General features: G+C 66.5%; 15 protein-coding genes. 12 read left to right on the forward strand and 3 right to left on the reverse strand.

The window, feature by feature from the left end:
- Window positions 1-10: 10 nt before the first annotated feature.
- Window positions 11-658, reverse strand: coding sequence for a S1 family peptidase (locus WBB07_RS13905; RefSeq protein ID WP_526308584.1), 648 nt, complete (start codon window positions 656-658; stop codon window positions 11-13).
- A 168-nt stretch (window positions 659-826) separates the two neighbouring features.
- Here WBB07_RS13905 and WBB07_RS13910 point away from each other — a divergent pair, with 168 nt between their 5' ends.
- On the forward strand, window positions 827-1,720 hold the full coding sequence (locus WBB07_RS13910) for a DUF8686 domain-containing protein (RefSeq protein ID WP_526308586.1): 894 nt from the start codon (window positions 827-829) through the stop codon (window positions 1,718-1,720).
- Between the two features lie 10 nt (window positions 1,721-1,730).
- On the opposite strand, the gene WBB07_RS13915 is transcribed toward WBB07_RS13910, so the two are convergent.
- Window positions 1,731-2,525 (reverse strand): endo alpha-1,4 polygalactosaminidase, encoded by a 795-nt coding sequence (locus WBB07_RS13915; RefSeq protein ID WP_526308588.1) that lies wholly within the window; start codon window positions 2,523-2,525, stop codon window positions 1,731-1,733.
- Between the two features lie 209 nt (window positions 2,526-2,734).
- Between WBB07_RS13915 and WBB07_RS13920 the strand changes: the two genes are divergently transcribed.
- From WBB07_RS13920 to WBB07_RS13935, 4 genes are all read left to right on the forward strand, one after another.
- Window positions 2,735-4,972, forward strand: coding sequence for an NADP-dependent isocitrate dehydrogenase (locus WBB07_RS13920; RefSeq protein WP_526308590.1), 2,238 nt, complete (start codon window positions 2,735-2,737; stop codon window positions 4,970-4,972).
- A gap of 205 nt (window positions 4,973-5,177) precedes the next feature.
- Window positions 5,178-6,866 (forward strand): putative bifunctional diguanylate cyclase/phosphodiesterase, encoded by a 1,689-nt coding sequence (locus tag WBB07_RS13925; RefSeq protein WP_526308592.1) that lies wholly within the window; start codon window positions 5,178-5,180, stop codon window positions 6,864-6,866.
- Window positions 6,867-6,962: 96 nt separating this feature from the next.
- On the forward strand, window positions 6,963-8,243 hold the full coding sequence (locus WBB07_RS13930; RefSeq protein ID WP_526308594.1) for an acyltransferase family protein: 1,281 nt from the start codon (window positions 6,963-6,965) through the stop codon (window positions 8,241-8,243).
- Entirely contained in the window at window positions 8,240-9,196 is a 957-nt protein-coding gene (locus tag WBB07_RS13935; protein ID WP_526308596.1) for an NAD(P)H-dependent flavin oxidoreductase, read from the forward strand. The genes WBB07_RS13930 and WBB07_RS13935 overlap by 4 nt, the downstream gene beginning before the upstream one ends.
- 38 nt (window positions 9,197-9,234) lie before the next feature.
- Here WBB07_RS13935 and WBB07_RS13940 read toward each other — a convergent pair whose 3' ends face one another.
- Window positions 9,235-9,534, reverse strand: coding sequence for a DUF4193 family protein (locus tag WBB07_RS13940; protein WP_526308598.1), 300 nt, complete (start codon window positions 9,532-9,534; stop codon window positions 9,235-9,237).
- A gap of 148 nt (window positions 9,535-9,682) precedes the next feature.
- Here WBB07_RS13940 and WBB07_RS13945 point away from each other — a divergent pair, with 148 nt between their 5' ends.
- The 7 genes from WBB07_RS13945 to WBB07_RS13975 all read left to right on the forward strand — a co-directional run.
- Window positions 9,683-12,061: a Tex family protein gene (locus WBB07_RS13945; RefSeq protein ID WP_526308600.1), complete on the forward strand. Its 2,379-nt coding sequence runs from the start codon at window positions 9,683-9,685 to the stop codon at window positions 12,059-12,061.
- 73 nt (window positions 12,062-12,134) lie between these two features.
- Complete coding sequence (locus WBB07_RS13950) at window positions 12,135-13,565, forward strand: SDR family NAD(P)-dependent oxidoreductase (RefSeq protein ID WP_526308602.1); 1,431 nt, start codon at window positions 12,135-12,137, stop codon at window positions 13,563-13,565.
- 59 nt (window positions 13,566-13,624) lie between these two features.
- Window positions 13,625-14,035: a DUF4267 domain-containing protein gene (locus WBB07_RS13955; RefSeq protein ID WP_526308604.1), complete on the forward strand. Its 411-nt coding sequence runs from the start codon at window positions 13,625-13,627 to the stop codon at window positions 14,033-14,035.
- Between the two features lie 34 nt (window positions 14,036-14,069).
- Complete coding sequence (locus WBB07_RS13960) at window positions 14,070-14,597, forward strand: hypothetical protein (RefSeq protein WP_526308606.1); 528 nt, start codon at window positions 14,070-14,072, stop codon at window positions 14,595-14,597.
- Between the two features lie 139 nt (window positions 14,598-14,736).
- Complete coding sequence (locus WBB07_RS13965) at window positions 14,737-15,228, forward strand: copper chaperone PCu(A)C (RefSeq protein ID WP_526308608.1); 492 nt, start codon at window positions 14,737-14,739, stop codon at window positions 15,226-15,228.
- Window positions 15,221-16,414, forward strand: a complete 1,194-nt coding sequence (locus WBB07_RS13970; RefSeq protein WP_526308610.1) for a Dyp-type peroxidase — start codon at window positions 15,221-15,223, stop codon at window positions 16,412-16,414. Before WBB07_RS13965 ends, WBB07_RS13970 begins: the two co-directional genes overlap by 8 nt.
- Before the next feature lie 34 nt (window positions 16,415-16,448).
- Window positions 16,449-16,908: GNAT family N-acetyltransferase (locus WBB07_RS13975; protein WP_526308612.1), on the forward strand; the 460-nt coding region annotated here is incomplete at its 3' end.

Raw genomic sequence — 16,908 nt, forward strand, 5'->3', positions numbered from 1 at the left:
ACCTCCCGACTCACTCCAGGATGGTCAGCCCCCACTGGTCGAGTACCGGATCGATCAGGGTGAAATAGGTCAGGTAGTCGTCACCTTCGGGTGAGGACATCAGCAGACCGACGGCGCTGACCGTGCCATCCGGGTTTTTCACATATCCGGGGCTGCCGCTGTCACCGACCAGGCTGAAGACGCTGGCCTCGACCACGTTGCCGTCGATACTGACGATCTCGCCACAGGTCTCGCCGGTGACCGATCCGGTCTTGCAGAACGGCATGCCGACCTGGAGCTGATCGGAGCTGAGAACGTCCCGTACCGGGGAGAGGCCGTCCGGGGACCCTGCCGGGGCGGGAAGGTCCGGGTTGAGCCGGATGATGGCGGCGTCCTTGACGTCGCCATCATTTTCACTGGCGGCGACGTGTCCCAACGGGTATCCGTCGTTGTAGGTCCACAGCGCGCCGTCCTGGTCGTCGCAGTGGCCGCTGGTCAGCAGGTAGTAGCTGCCGTCGGCGCCGAGAGCGGCAAAGCCGGCGGTGCACCGGCCACCGTTGTCGTCGATCTCCATACCCGGTGCCGGCGTGGGGGCATTGTCTGCCAATACCGACGCACTGACCGCCAGCGCCGTCACGGCTGCAATCGCAAAGCCACCCAGGACCCGACGCTGAATCATCACAGTCTCCTCTGCCGAGTCGAGCTGTGATGCTATCAGCGCGAAGCTGGCAAACCCTTGGGACAAACCGTGGGATACGACACGCTCGGTTACCGACACCGGTAGGGTGCCACCACGGCCGAGCGTTGCGGTGATGCTGTCCGGCGATTTCCCGAGAAAGGACCGGACATGAAGCCGGCGCGGGAGACCTCGGATCGGCGCGGCGGGCGCGCGGCGGCGACGCTCATGCTGGTGGTGCTGGCCATTGTTGTCATCGCAGCCGGCCTCGGTGGATACGTGGTGAGCCGCGCTTACCCACAGCCGACATCCAAGGTCTACGGGGACGGAGCCGCCGAGCCGGACCGGGTTGACGTGATGGCCTGGGTGACCCGGGTCGACGTGGTGTCCCAGAAGGTGGCGGTGACCATCACCGATATCGAGCCCTCCGGTTCGTACGCCACCCCCGACGGCCGGTTCGCCGTCGACGTTGAGCTGGAGGCGAACTCGCTGAAGAACTTCTCGACGGCCATCGGAGCCGAAGAGATGCTTCCCAACATCGAGCAGGAGTTTGCGCTCTCTGGTGTGGTCACCGACTTCCCCTTCGACCGGTACACCGCCACGATGGGTCTGCGCATGGTCGATTCGAACGGTGAGGAAGTGCCGATCGCGGTCACCGTCTACAGCTCCGATGCGTTCTTCGTGGCATCACCGCGCTGGGATCTCGCCGTGGTCGGGTGGCTCAACCTCGATCTGTCGGTCGAACGGAGCTATCCCACAATAGTGTTCGGCATCTTCATCATGACGTTGATGCTCGGTTTGGCCGTCGCCGCCGCGGTCCTGGCCTACTACTTGATCCGGTTCCGGCAGGGGATGCAATACAGCGCCTACTCGGTGATGGCAGGGCTGTTGTTCGCGATGGTGCCACTACGCAACGCCGTGCCGGGCAATCCGCCGATCGGCTCGGTGATCGACTTCATGTCCTTTTTCATCGCGGAGGCCGTGATCTCGGTGTCGCTGATCGCGAGCGTCGTCTACAGCTACCTGCATCAACGGGCAGTCGACGAGAAGGCCGCGGCCAAGTAGGTCGGCCCCGTCACGGGCAGAGCTGGAAGTGGTAAGCCGGAGACGACGGTGTGACGAGATCGCGGTCGCGGAGCACAACCGACTTCGGAGTGCTCGGATCGGCGCACATCTCCTCGAACGACCGGGGCAGATTGTCGGTGTACTCGATATCGACCACCCGCCCGCCGTAGACGGCGGTGTAGCCGGCGCACTCCTGATAGGCGGCGCATTCCTCGGCGACCGCGAAGTCGAAACCCGCGGCCCGGAACGCCGTCGCATCCTCGGCGGCGTTCTTCTGCGCCGCAGCCAGGCCGGCACCGTGGGCCACCGTCACTAGCTCACGCGCCAATGCCACCGCGTCGTCGCGGCGCAGCGACCCGCCGGATCGGGTGTAGGTGTCCAGATTGTCGAATTCGACAGCGTCATAACCACTCTGGGCGCAGCCCTGAATCCAGTTGCCGACATGATCGCGGATCGCCGCACGTTGCGCCGCGGTGCGGGTATCCAAGAGCACCTCGTCGGGCCACTCCGGGTCGGATACCGGTGCCCCCTCGGGATCGCGCAACAGCACCTCCGCCGGCCACTGGTCCAGTTCACCCGGTTGAGTCTGGAAGGCGTTGAGGTAGCAGATCGCGTACGGCCCATCGGGTGCGGCGGCTGTGCGGTCGCGGGCAACGATGGACACCCTGGCTGGGGGCTGGTAGGGGCCACCGAGCTGATAGTCAGGCTCGCCGCCGACCGGAGGGAGCCGCAACCCAGCCGCCGAAGCGGTAGCTGTGCTGGTCCCGACCAGCAGAAACGCCATGATGGCCGCGGTGGTCCTCACCGGCGACACCTTACCGGGGCAGGGCGCTCCGCGACCGGCTGCCGCAAAGCGACACACGTCACGGACCCGGGCCCGTTCGCGGCGGTCACGGCGTCCGCCGGCCTCCTGGGACGCCGCGCCTGAACCCGCTGTACTACGTTGTTAACTACCGCCACAAGCGGAAGTGACGCCGAAATCTGATCAAAGACTGACGCCGGGAGAGCAACGACATGAGCGCCGAGCAGCCGACCATCATCTACACGCTGACAGACGAGGCTCCGCTGCTGGCGACCTACGCCTTTCTGCCGGTGGTCCAGACCTTCGCCAAGGGTGCGGGCATCGATATCCAGACCAGCGACATCTCACTGGCCGCCCGGGTGCTGGCCGAATTCCCCGACTATCTGTCCGAAGAGCAGCGCGTTCCCGACAACTTGGGCACCCTCGGCAAGCTGACGCAGTTGCCGGACACCAACATCATCAAGCTGCCGAACATCAGTGCCTCGGTTCCGCAGTTGTTGGCCACCATCAAGGAACTGCGCGACAACGGATACGAACTGCCCGACTACCCCTCCGATCCGAAGTCCGAGGAGGAGAAGGAACTCAAGACCCGGTACGGCAAGTGTCTCGGTAGCTCGGTCAATCCGATTCTGCGCGAGGGCAATTCGGACCGGCGTGCGCCGAAGGCTGTCAAGGAGTACGCCCGCAAGCACCCGCACAGCATGGGGGAGTGGTCGCAGGCCTCGCGCACCCACGTGGCCACCATGAAAAGCGGTGACTTCTACGCAGGCGAGATGTCGATGACGCTCGACCGCGACCGGAACGTCCGGATGGAGCTGGTCACCGCCGGCGGCGAGACCTTGGTCCTCAAGCCGGAGACCGAGCTGGGCGACGGCGATGTCATCGAGAGCATGTTCATGAGCAAGAAGGCGCTCTGCGCTTTCTACGAAGAGCAGATCGAGGATGCCTACAAGACCGGCGTGATGTTCTCGCTGCACGTCAAGGCAACGATGATGAAGGTGAGTCACCCCATCGTCTTCGGCCATGCGGTGAAGATCTTCTACAAGGACGCGTTCGCCAAGCATCAGAAGGTGCTCGATGAGCTGGGCGTCAATGTCAACAACGGAATGGTCGACCTCTACAACAAGATCGAGGCACTGCCGGCCTCGCAGCGCGAGGAGATCATCCAGGACATCCACGATGTCCACAACCACCGCCCCGAGCTGGCGATGGTGGATTCCGCCCGCGGTATCACCAACTTCCACTCGCCCAGTGACGTGATCGTGGATGCGTCCATGCCGGCGATGATCCGCCTCGGCGGCAAGATGTACGGCGCCGACGGTCGCACCAAAGACACCAAGGCCGTCAATCCGGAATCGACGTTCTCGCGGATCTACCAGGAAGTCATCAACTTCTGCAAGACCAACGGCCAGTTCGACCCGGCCACCATGGGCACCGTCCCCAACGTCGGTCTGATGGCGCAGAAGGCCGAGGAATACGGCAGTCACGACAAGACTTTCGAGGTCCCCGAGGATGGGGTTGCCAACATCGTCGACATCGCCACCGGTGAAGTGCTGATGAGCCAGGCCGTGGAGGCCGGCGATATCTGGCGGATGTGTGTCACCAAGGACGCCCCGATCCGTGACTGGGTGAAGCTGGCCGTCAACCGGGCCCGTAATTCGGGGATGCAGGTGGTGTTCTGGCTGGACGTGGAGCGCCCGCACGAGAACGAACTCCGCAAGAAGGTCCGCAAGTACCTGGCCGATCACGACACCGAGGGCCTCGACATCGAGATCATGTCCCAGGTGCGGGCGATGCGGCACACCCTGGAGCGCATGGTTCGTGGCCAGGACACCATCGCCGCCACCGGCAACATTCTGCGGGATTACCTGACCGATCTGTTCCCGATCCTGGAGTTGGGCACCAGCGCCAAGATGCTGTCCATCGTGCCGCTGATGGCCGGGGGCGGGATGTACGAGACCGGCGCGGGCGGTTCAGCGCCCAAGCACGTCAAGCAGCTGGTGGAAGAGAACCATCTGCGCTGGGACTCTCTCGGCGAGTACCTGGCGCTGGGCGCCAGCCTCGAAGACCTGGGTGTCAAGACCTCCAACGACAAGGCCACACTGCTCGGCAAGACCTTGGACGAGGCCGTCGGCAAGCTGCTCGACAACGACAAGAGCCCGTCGCGCAAGACCGGTGAGCTCGACAACCGCGGCAGCCAGTTCTACTTGTCGCTGTACTGGGCTGAGGCGCTTGCCGCCCAGACCGAGGACAAGCAGCTGGCGGACTACTTCGCGCCACTGGCCGAGACGCTGGCCAAGAACGAAGCGGCCATCGTCAAAGAACTCGCCGCCGAACAGGGCAAATCAGTGGACATCGGCGGCTACTACCTCCCGGATCCCGCGAAGATCGGTGCGGTGATGCGGCCGAGCAACACTTTCAACGCAGCCTTGGAGTCAGTCGGAGGCTGACAACAGCCAGCTGATGCAATGTCCGCCGCCGGCTCACCCGGCGGCGGGCGCCGTCACCGACCAATATTGGAGTGAAATCGGCGCATTCGGTGGAGGTGAGAGTTTGCAGGGCTACCATCGCTGGGTGCGGAGGGTGCAGGCGCTGTGGCGTCACGGGAGGGCTACGCGCCGATGGCCCGGGATCGCCACTCCGCGACTGATGGCCATGACGTCCGGCGGGTGCCTCGTGTTCGGCGGGCTGCTGGTGATGTCCCTCGGTGCTCTGGCGCCGAACGAGTTCCTGCTGGTCGACGTCATTTTCACCATCGGGGTGATCGCACTTGTTGCCGGAGTTGCGGTTCTCATCACCGGCCCGCGGCTGCGGACGTGGCAGTTCCAGTTTCTTGTTGTCCTCTCGATTGCCATGATCACCGTGTCGGTTCACCTGTCCGGGACTGCGGCCACCGCGGTGTCTTTGGCAACGCTGTATGTCTTTGTGGCATTCGCTGCGTTTTTCCTCTCGTGGTTGGAATCGGCGATGTGCGTGGCGGTGGCACTGGTGTCTTCCACGACAGTGCTGACCGTCTCGCCGGTGGCGCCGTGGTGGTCGGCGCTGACCGCCGCGAGCAGCACGGTCGTGCTGGCCAGCGTCATCGTCTACTTCGGACAGCTGATGTCCAGCGCCGAGCGGGACGCACTGACCGGGCTACCGAACCGGCAGGGATTCAACCGTCTTCTCGCCCATGAGGTCGACCGGGCCAAAGCCGGTGGCCCGCGACCGGTGGTCGTCTTCGTTCGGCTTGCGCTCTTCGACGGCATTCACGACCGGCTCGGTCAGCACGCCGGTGACCAACTGATCCGTCACACCGTCGATTCTTGGCTGGAGGCCCTTGGGCCCGACGATATCGTCGCCCGGCTCGGCGACGACGAGTTTGCGGTGTTGTTACCGGCGTCCACCGAAGAGGACGGAATCTTGGTGGGCCACCACCTGCGGACGGTGTCGTCGACGGACTGTGCAGTAGGGGTGACCGGGTGGCGGCCCGGTGAGGGAGGGGCCTCCGTGCTCGGCCGCGCCGATATTGCGCTCTGGCGTGCGGCACGCGGTGGGCCGAACCGGACCATTCTGGAGTCTGCCGCACTGCCGACCCTGGCTGCGGAGTTGGCTACGGCCATCGCCGGTTCCGCGGTGGAGGTTCTGTATCAGCCCATTGTCAGCCTCGACTACGGGAACAGGATCGTCGGCGTGGAGGCGCTCGCCAGGTGGGACTCGCCGACCAGGCCCGACCTGTCGATATCAGAGGTCATCTCGATCGCCGAGAACAGCAACCTGATCGCGGCACTGGACCGCTTTGTCCTGCGCCGTGCCTGTATGGATGTGCAGGCGCTGCAGCAACAGCGGACCGCTCAGCTGTTCACGCTGGCGGTCAACGTGTCCGGCCTCGATCTCATCGAAAAAGGTTATGTGGCAGCAGTTACCGACATCCTCGAAGAGACGGGCTGGCCCCCGGAACAATTGGTGCTGGAAGTCACCGAAAGCGTGGTCGACGTGGACACGCCGGCGGCGGTCGCGGTGTTGCGGGAGCTGCGGGCCCTGGGGATCCGGATCGCCATCGACGATTTTGGTACCGGCTATTCGACTTTGAGCCGCCTGCAGAGCCTACCCATCGATCTGCTGAAACTGGATGCGTCGTTCACCGCCCGAGCCACTTTCGACCCGGACAGCGCCCCGCCACCGCTTCTCCAGGCGATTGTCGTGTTGGCCCGGGCGCTGGATCTCCCGGTTGTCGTCGAAGGAGTGGAGACCGCGCACCAGGCGACTGCGCTGGGTCGGGCGGGCTTCGGTCTGGCACAGGGCTTCTACTTCGGCAGGCCGCAGGCACCTCACCGGCTGGCCGAGCTGCTGGCGGTGGGTTGACCGGTGGTGGTCGAGGGCAGGGACTACGCACGATCTCGAGACAACTCGCGTAGTCCTACTCAATCGCCGGGCCGCGACACCGGCCATGCTGGATCCATGCCGCTTGCCGAAACCTCCCCGCACCCCGCCGCTGCGCCAGGCAAACCCGCCCGGGACCGCGCCGTCGACGTCGCCCGGATCGCCGCCCTGATCGTGGTGATGTTCGGGCACTGCGCGCTGTTACTGGCCACCATCGACGACAGCGGAGTGCATATCGGCAATCTGCTGGGTGCGGTGCCGGCGCTCGCACCGGTCACCTGGGTGGTGCAGATCATGCCGTTGTTCTTCCTTGCCGGCGGGGCCGCGGGCGCATACGGCTGGCACACCGGCGCCTCGTGGGGCACCTGGTTGTTCAGCCGAGCCCAGAGGCTCTGCCGACCGGTGTGGTGGTACCTGGCGTTCTGGGTGGTCGGACTGGCCGTCGCACGACTGGTGTTCGGCGCGGAGTCCGCTGATGCGCTGGGCCGCGAAGCGGTGGCCCTGTTGTGGTTCCTCGGGGTGTACCTGGTGGTTCTGGCTTTCGTTCCGGCACTGACGCTCATGCGCACCTGGCGCTCGGCGGCCGGGTTGGTGGCGGTTCTGTTGGCCGCATCGGTGCTGACGGACGGAATCCGTTTTGTGACGGGCGTTCCGATGGCCGGCGCGCCGAACTTCCTGTTCGTGTGGTTGATCCCGGTGGTTGTGGGCGTCGCATACGCCCGGCGGTTGTTCGGCCCGCGGCCGGCGCTGGCAGTGGCCGTCGCCGCCTTCGCCACGCAGGTGATGCTCGCGCTGGTCGGACCGTATGAGGTGGCGCTGGTCGTGACCGGCGCCGAACAGACATCGAACGTCACGCCGCCGACGGTGTTGCTGGCCCTGCAATGCACGTGGATGTCATTCCTGTTTGTCACCGCCGCCGCAGCACTCAACCGGTGGGCGCAGCGGCCCCGGGTGTGGCGGGCAGTCGCGACAGGCAATGCCGGCGCGATGACCCTGTATCTGTGGCACATCCCGGCCATCGCGATCGCCGCCTTCTCTCTGCATGCCGTCGGTCTGGACGCCTACGACGTCGATGCCGCCGGATTCTGGGGATTGCTGGCGTTGCGCGCGCTGGTGTTCGCCGTGGTGATGACCGTGCTGTTCCTGGTGCTGTCGCCGCTCGAGCATCGCCGGCTGCCGTGGTGGGATGCACCCGCCCGCGCCACCGGCACCCGGTCGGCAGTCGCCGGGGCGCTGATCTGCGTGGCAGGTGTGGTGCTGGTACTGATGGCAAAAAACGGCCTGGCCGGTGTGACGGGCTGGTCCACTCTGGGTTGTTTCCTGGCCGCGGCGGTGGCTGCGCGGGTGTGCAGCTCGTGACGGCGTTGTCGACCCGGTGGTCCACGTCGATCGGGCTGACGGTGCCGATCGTCAACGCGCCGATGGGCGGCGCCGCGGGGGGAGCTCTGGCGGCAGCGGTGTCGAGGGCCGGTGGCTTGGGCATGATCGGCTTGGGCAGCACCGGATCGGTGCCGGGCTTGGAGACCGAACTGCGTCATCTGAGTGGCCTCGGCCGGCCGTTCGGCATTGGCTTGGTGGATTGGGTTGTCGCTCGACAGCCGGCTCTGCTGACCGCCGCCCTGGACTCCCGGCCCACCTTGCTGGCGGTCAGTTTCGGGGACAACTCGGGGTGGGTCCGGCGGGCGCATGATGAGGGAATTCTGGCGGCTGCGCAGATCGCTGACCTCGACGAAGCCCGCCGGGCCGTCGACGCCGGGGTGGATGTGGTGATCGCCCGTGGCGCAGAAGCCGGCGGGCACGGCGCGCCGCGGATCGGCACGCTGCCGTTGCTGGCGGAGGTCCTGGAGGAACTGGCGATCCCGGTGCTGGCAGCCGGCGGTATCGGTTCCGGTCGGGCGTTGGCGGCGGTGCTGGCCGCGGGGGCCGCCGGGGCGTGGATCGGTACGGCGTTTGCCGCCTGTACCGAGGCCCTGACTCCGGAATGGGCCCGGACGGTGCTACTGGACGCCGCCGACACCGACACCGTCACCACGCGGGTCTTCGACGTAGTGCAGCGCTATCCCTGGCCGGCGGAACTTCCGGAGCGGGTGGTGCGGAACGGCTTTGTCGACAGGTGGTGCGGGCTGGAAGACCAGTTGGCGGCCGACGACGATGCCTGTGCTGCGCAGGCCGCGGCGGCGGCTGCCGGTGACCACACCCTGGCGGCGGTGAACGCCGGCCAGGGGGTGGGGTCGCTGCGTTCGGTTCGTGGTGCGGCCGCGGTGATCGCCGACCTGACCGCCGACGCCCGTCGCCTGTTGGACCGGTGGTGATGCGTCCGGCGAACGGGATCCGGCCGACGGCTCAGCGCTCAGGCGCAGTCGTCGCAGATCTGCCGGTCGCCGATCTGGCGAGCGAGCCGGTGCCGGTGCTGAACCATGAAACAGCTCGAACAGGTGAACTCGTCGGCCTGTTTCGGTAGCACTCGAACGCTGAGTTCCTCGCCGGACAGGTCGGCATCGGGTAGGTCGAACGCATCGAGATCATCGCCGTCGGCTACATCGAGTACCGCGGTGGCGGCGTCGTTGCGTCGTCCCGCCAGTGCTTCCAGCGATTCGACCTCGGTGTCATCGGGATCGGTTTTACGAGGTGCGTCGTAGTCAGTAGCCATCGACATCCTTTTCAGATCGGGGTTGGCGACTGCACAACGCCGCGGCACGCCGCAGTGTTCCCCGGCGTCGAAATCAGATTCTCGGGCATCCCGGGCAACACGCGGTTGGCCGGTCGGGGTTGTCCGTGGCGTTCGGTAGGGTCTCGGCGTGACAACAAGTGCAACCGTCAAGACGGTAAACGCCCGGCTGGCTGAGGAACTGGCTGTCGCCGAAAGCCAGGTAGCGGCTGCTGTGCGACTCCTCGACGAGGGCGCCACGGTCCCGTTCATCGCCCGGTATCGCAAGGAAGTCACCGGCAGCCTCGACGACGGCCAGCTGCGCACCCTCGAGGAGCGGCTGCGCTACCTGCGTGAACTCGACGAACGCCGCGCAGCGGTCCTGGCTTCCATCGAGGAACAGGGCAAGCTCACCGACGCGCTCAAGGCCGCGCTGCTGGCGGCTGACACCAAAGCGCGGGTGGAGGACATCTACCTTCCCTACAAGACCAAGCGGCGTACCAAGGCCCAGATCGCGCGGGAGGCCGGCCTCGAGCCGCTGGCCGATCGGCTGCTGGCCGACCCCACGCTGATCCCGGAGGATGTTGCGGGCGAGTTCCTGACCACCGACGTCGAGGACGCGGGGAAAGCCTTGGAAGGCGCCCGGGCGATCCTGGTGGAGCGTGCGGCCGAGGACGCCGAACTGGTCGGCTCCATTCGCGAGAAATTCTGGTCCCAGGGATCGCTGCGGACTGTGCCGTCATCCGAAGACGCCTCCAAAAGTGCTGCCGCACAGAAGTTCCGCGACTACTTCGACTTCACCGAGCCGCTGGAATCGATGCCATCCCACCGGGTGCTCGCAGTATTCCGCGGCGAGAAGGAGGAGGCGCTGTCGCTGCGCTTCGACGGTGGCGAGGACGAGGCATACCAATACATGATCGCCCAGACCCTGGGTGTCGACATGACCGCCAAGACGGCGGCCACACCGTGGCTGGCGGCCACCGTCGGCTGGGCGTGGCGCACCAAACTGGTGGTGACGGCATCGGTGGATGCCCGCATCAAGCTGCGGCAGCGCGCCGAGCAGGACGCGGTGACGGTGTTCGCCACCAACCTCAAGGATCTACTGCTGGCCGCACCGGCAGGCAACCGGACCACCCTGGGCCTGGATCCGGGCTTCCGCACCGGCGTCAAGGTGGCCGTTGTCGACAGCACCGGCAAGGTCGTCGACACCTGTGCCATCTTCCCGCACCAGCCGCAGAAGCAGTGGGATCAGGCCAAGGCCACCCTCGGCGCACTCATCGCCCGTCACGGGATCGACCTGATCGCCATCGGCAACGGCACCGCCTCTCGTGAAACCGATGCCCTGGCAACCGAACTCATCGCCGACATCCGGGCCAGCGGAGCGCAGCCGCCGGCCAAGGCGATGGTGAGTGAGGCAGGCGCGTCGGTGTACTCGGCGTCGGCATACGCCGCGCGGGAACTGCCGACCCTGGATGTCACGCTGCGCGGCGCGGTGTCCATCGCCCGGCGGCTCCAGGACCCGCTGGCCGAGCTGGTCAAGATCGAACCGAAATCCATCGGCGTGGGCCAGTACCAGCACGATGTCACCCCCGGCACGCTGGCGCGCAGCCTGAACGCGGTGGTCGAAGACGCGGTGAACGCCGTCGGCGTCGACTTGAACACCGCCTCGGTGCCGCTGCTGTCACGGGTCTCCGGGGTGTCGGAGTCATTGGCCGAGGCCATCGTCGCCTACCGGGACAAGGCCGGGGCGTTCCGTGATCGCAAGGCGCTGCTGGACGTTCCCCGGCTGGGACCCAAGGCCTTCGAGCAGTGTGCCGGATTCCTGCGGATCCGCGGTGGCGACGACCCCCTCGATGCGTCCGGAGTGCACCCCGAGGCCTATCCTGTGGTCCGCCGCATCCTGGACCGCTCCGGTGTCACCCTCGCCGAGTTGATCGGCAACGAACGGTCGTTGCGCTCCTTGCGTCCGGCCGACTTCGCCGATGACCGATTCGGTGTGCCCACGGTGACCGACATCCTGTCTGAGCTGGAGAAGCCGGGCCGGGACCCGCGGCCGGCGTTCACCACTGCCACTTTTGCGGCCGGGGTGGAGAAGGTGGCCGACCTCAAGGCCGGCATGGTGCTCGAAGGGGTGGTGACCAACGTCGCGGCCTTCGGTGCGTTTGTCGACGTCGGCGTGCACCAGGACGGCCTGGTCCATGTCTCGGCGATGGCGGACCGCTTTGTCTCCGACCCGCACGAAGTGGTGAAATCCGGTCAGGTGGTCCGGGTCAAGGTTCTCGAGGTCGATGTCGAACGTCAGCGCATCGGGCTGACACTGCGGCTCAACGACACCCCCCAGCCCGACAAGGGCAAGCGTCCCGAGCGGTCCGCCGGGCCGCGCGGCGACCGCGACAACCCGAATCGGGGCAACCCCAACAAGGCGGAGAAGCGGAACCCCAGCCGTGGCAGGGACTCCGGTCGCCGAGAATCGAATGCACCGGCAGGATCGATGGCAGACGCGCTGCGCAAAGCCGGTTTCGGGAAGTGACCATGACGGCCGTCGGGAGGCGCCCGGCGGTCACGATGTGGGGAATCGGGTTCATCTTTCGTACGCTTCCAGCGTGACTTCGATCGATCCGGACCAGCTCCGTGCCTGCTTGCAGGTGCTCTCCGACGTCGAATCGCTGCCGCCCGAGCATCCAGACGCGGTAGCCGTTCGCCGCGCGACAGCCGGTATCTGGAAGTCGGTGCGGAAGGCTCGCCGGCACGCCAAGCGGGACGAAGTGGCCGCGGCTGACCGTGCTGTCGTCGCGGCCACCGCCACCGGAGCGCCCGGGCGTATCGACGACGAGACGCAGGGCCTGCCCTTGGTCTCGACCGCGGCGGGGGCCAGTGCGGGCACGTTGTTGCGTTCGCGGCCCTGCTACATCTGCAAACAGCATTACACCGTGGTGGATGCGTTCTATCACCAGCTCTGCCCCGAATGTGCCGCGCTCAACCGGGCCAAACGCGATGCCCGCACCGATCTGAGCGGCCGGACCGCGCTGCTCACGGGTGGCCGCGCGAAGATCGGCATGTACATCGCGTTGCGGTTACTGCGTGACGGCGCCCACACCACCATCACCACCCGCTTTCCCAACGACGCCGTCCGCCGGTTTGCGGCGATGCCCGACAGCGACGACTGGCTGCACCGGCTGCGGGTGGTCGGCATCGATCTGCGCGACCCAGCTCAAGTGGTGGCGCTGGCGGACACGGTGGCCGAACAGGGGCCACTCGACATCCTGATCAACAACGCCGCCCAGACGGTGCGGCGCTCACCCGGTTCCTATGCCGCCCTCGTCGAAGCCGAGCGCACCCCGTTGCCGGAACTGGTCGCGAAAATGGGAGGTGTCATCACCTTCGACCACGTCAGTGATGCCCATCCGGCTGCGCTGGTCGGTAGCTTGGCCGAGCTCCAGACCGCGCACGCAGTGACCGAACTGGCGTTGGTGGCCCGCAGTGCCTCGCCGGAACGGATCGCGGCGGGCACCGCCATCGACGCCGGCGGCCTGCTGCCCGACACCGCCGCGGTGAACAGCTGGACCCAGCGGGTCGACGAGGTCGACGCCATGGAACTGCTCGAAGTGCAGCTGTGCAACCAGACGGCGCCGTTCATCTTGGTCAGCCGGCTGCGGCCGGCGATGGCCGCAGCAGCTGCCCGCCGCAAATACGTGGTGAACGTCTCGGCGATGGAGGGCCAGTTCAGCCGTCGCTACAAGGGTCCCGGGCACCCTCACACCAACATGGCCAAGGCCGCGCTGAACATGCTGACCCGCACCAGCTCGGGGGAGATGCTGGAAAGTGACGGCATCCTGATGACCGCCGTCGACACCGGGTGGATCACCGACGAACGGCCGCACCCGACCAAGCTGCGGCTGGCAGACGAAGGCTTCCATGCCCCGCTGGACCTGGTCGACGGCGCCGCGCGGGTCTACGACCCGATAGTCCGGGGCGAGGCAGGCGAGGATCTGCACGGCTGCTTCGTCAAGGACTACTCGCCGAGCCCCTGGTAGTCGAAACCCGCCACCGATTACGGGGGTCTGGGCAGGCTCGGCGTTTTACGCTGCCAGCCATGTCGATCAATCGTGCGGCAGTGGCTGCCGGCAGTATCCGTCTGGTATCGGGTGTTTCGTTTCTTGTCGATCCGCTGCGGGCCAACCGCTGGTGGGGTGAACCCGAGGATCCCGGCCCGTCGGCCCGGCTGTTGTTGCGGTCGATGGGCTATCGCGACGCGCTGATCGGCGCGCTGCTGCTGTCGGCGGCGCTGCGGCGGCGCGACACTCGCGGCTGGTTCCTGGCCTCGGGTGGAGCCGATGCCGCCGATCTGCTCGGCGGGATGAGCGTCCACCGTGATCTCAAACGAGGCCAGCAGATCATCGGTCTGGGCGGCGCGGTGGTGGGTATCGGTGTTGGGCTCTGGGGCGCGCTGCGCCGGCCGGTGGCCGCACCGGTGTCCGCCGACCGGGATCAGGTCGTCTACTAGGTCGTGTAGTAGAAGGCCGGTAGAGTCACGGTTCGTGAGCACGCCGACCTCCCGCGCCGCTGTACTGCGCGGAACGCTGGTGGGCGCCTGCTCGGTGCTGATGACCGCCGCGGCCCACACCGCCGGCGGCGGGAGTGCGCACGGCACAGCGTTGGCATTACTGCTGCTCATCGGTGCCGCCATCGGTGCCGTCGTCAGCGCCATTTCCGTTGAGCGCCACTGGGTCTCCGTTGCCGCATCAGCCGGTGCGCTCGGTCTTGTGCAGGTGGTGGGCCACACGGCGATGTCGGCCGCCGCACACCACGGTGCGACGCCGTCGACCCTGATGGTGGGTGCTCACCTCGTCGCCACCGTCGCTGTGGCGGTTCTGCTCACGCTCGTCGAATTCCTCTATCTGGTCTGCGGGTCGGTGCTGTGCTGGCTGCGGCTGGTCATCGTGCACCGTGGCCGGCCCCGGCTGCCGGCGGGTGGGGCCTTCGCATCTGTGGTGGTCCGTCCGGTACGGCTCTGCCCGGGTCTGGGGATGCGCGCTCCGCCGCGCGCAGTGGTTTCTGGCGTCTAGCCGTGACCAATCACCGAACCGCCGCTCTGGCTGCGGCGGTTCGGATCTACCGATCGTGTCCCTCGATGGCCGCGATCGGTCCCCTGATCACTCCCGTAGGCCTGCCGTTTCGGTGGGCTTGGACCCGAAGGACTTCCCCATGTTGAAAAACGCTTGTGTTGCAGCGTTGTTGATGGGCGCCCTGGCGCTCGCCGGCTGCTCGTCCGAACCCCAGGAACCGGCTCCGGCCGCCGAGACCGTCGATGTCGGCGACGCCTGGGTAAAAGGTGCAGACACCGGCATGACCTCGGCGTTCGGTCGACTGGTCAATACCGGCAGCACTGAGGTGCGCATGGTCTCTGCCACCAGTCCGGCCGCCGGCAGCGTCGAGCTGCACGAGGTTGCATCCGACGGCGGTGCGATGGTCATGCGGCAGAAAGACGGTGGTTTTGTCCTTCCCGCCGCGTCCGAGGTCGAACTGGGGCCCGGCGGTGACCACTTCATGCTGATGGACATCACCGAGCCGCTGTTGCCCGGTGACAACATCACCATCGTCGCGACCTTCGACGACGGCTCGACATTGCCGATCACCGCGCAGGTTCGGGACTTCCCGGGCGCCGACGAGCAGTACGACCCCAGCGCACATGGCTGACGTGCGGCCGGTTCTCAGCCGGCGTCGACTGCTGGGAGCGAGTGCGGCCGCAGTGGGCGTGGCCGGGGCCGGGTTGGCGGTCAGCGGTTGTACTCACCAAGCCGGTACAGCTGCGCCCGATATCGAACCTTTCCATGGCGTCCACCAGAGCGGTGTCGCCACCGCGCCGCAGGCATACGCGACCTTGATCGCCTTCGATCTGCGGCCCCAACACACCGACCGCACAACCTTGACGTCGGTGATGCGGTTGTGGAGCGAAGATGCGGCACGGCTCACCCAGGGCGTGCCCGCGTTGGCCGACACCGAACCCGAACTGGCGCAGCCGGCGGCCCGGCTGACGATCACGGTGGGATATGGGCCTGAGCTGTTCACCCAGCTCGGGCTCGACGACAAGCGGCCGCGGGCGGTGCAGGAGTTGCCCCGATTCAGCGTCGACCGCCTGGAGCCACGGTTCAGTGGGGGACAGCTGCTGCTACAGATCTGTGCCGACAGCTTGATGGCGGTCAGTCACGCCGCCCGGGTGCTGACCAAGAATGTGCGGTCCATGGCCGACGTGCGGTGGATCCAGCGGGGCTTCCGGAATCCGCCGCGTTCGTCGGAGCCTGGAGCGTCGATGCGCAATCTGATGGGGCAGGTGGACGGGACGGTCAACCTGAACTCTGCCGAGCAGCTGGATCGCCTGGTGTGGGATGACGGCAGCGACCAGCCCTGGTTCGCAGGTGGAACAACGTTGGTGTTCAGGCGGGTTCGGGCGGAGCTGGATACCTGGGATGTGCTCGACCGCAACTCGAAGGAACTGGTGGTCGGGCGCACCCTCGATACCGGTGCGCCGTTGACCGGGGTCGAAGAGTCCGATGAGCCGGACTTCGCGGCGGCGGTCAACGGCATTCCGGTGATCCCGGAGAACTCACATATCGCGGTTTCACACCATCGCACCGAACTGGAACAGTTCCTCCGACGGCCGTACAACTACGACGACCTGCCCGAGCGCGGGCAGATCAGCGACAGCGGCTTGTTGTTCCTTGCCTACCAACGGAATCCGATCACCCAATTTGTCCCGGTGCAACAGCGGATCGCGGACTTCGATGCGCTCAACCCGTGGGTGACCCCGGTCGGATCGGCGGTGTTCGCGATCCTGCCCGGAATCGAAGAGGGGCAGTTCTTCGGTGAACAGCTGTTGTCGTGAGGGAATCGAGGTGCGTGCCGACTAGGCTGGGACCGTGGCTTATGACGTGCTGCTGAGGTCCTGTGCCGGACCGGCGGAATGGCCTGCGTTGGCGCAGATCTGGCGCAGTGCTGTCACCGCCACGCATGATTTCCTGACTTCGGCGGATATCGATTTCTTCGAAAGCCGGTTGCTCGCTGAGTATCTCGGTGCAGTCCGGTTGACGGTGGCGACGGTCGGTGGAGTGGCCGTCGCGTTCTCCGGTCTGGCCGAGGGCAAATTGGAGATGTTGTTCGTCGACCAGCAGTACCGGGGTTCCGGCGTGGGGTCGGTGCTGTTGCGCGACGCCATCGTCACCCATCCCGGACTACTGGTCGACGTCAACGAGCAGAACACCCAGGCGGTGGGGTTCTATCGCCGCCACGGGTTTGTCACCGTGGGCCGGCAGGAGACCGACCCCGAAGGGCGTCTGTTCCCGATACTCAACCTGGCGTTGCGTCCGGATCAGGCCGGAG

The organism is Mycobacterium sp. (genome assembly GCF_049647605.1).
Taxonomy (GTDB): Bacteria; Actinomycetota; Actinomycetes; order Mycobacteriales; family Mycobacteriaceae; genus Mycobacterium.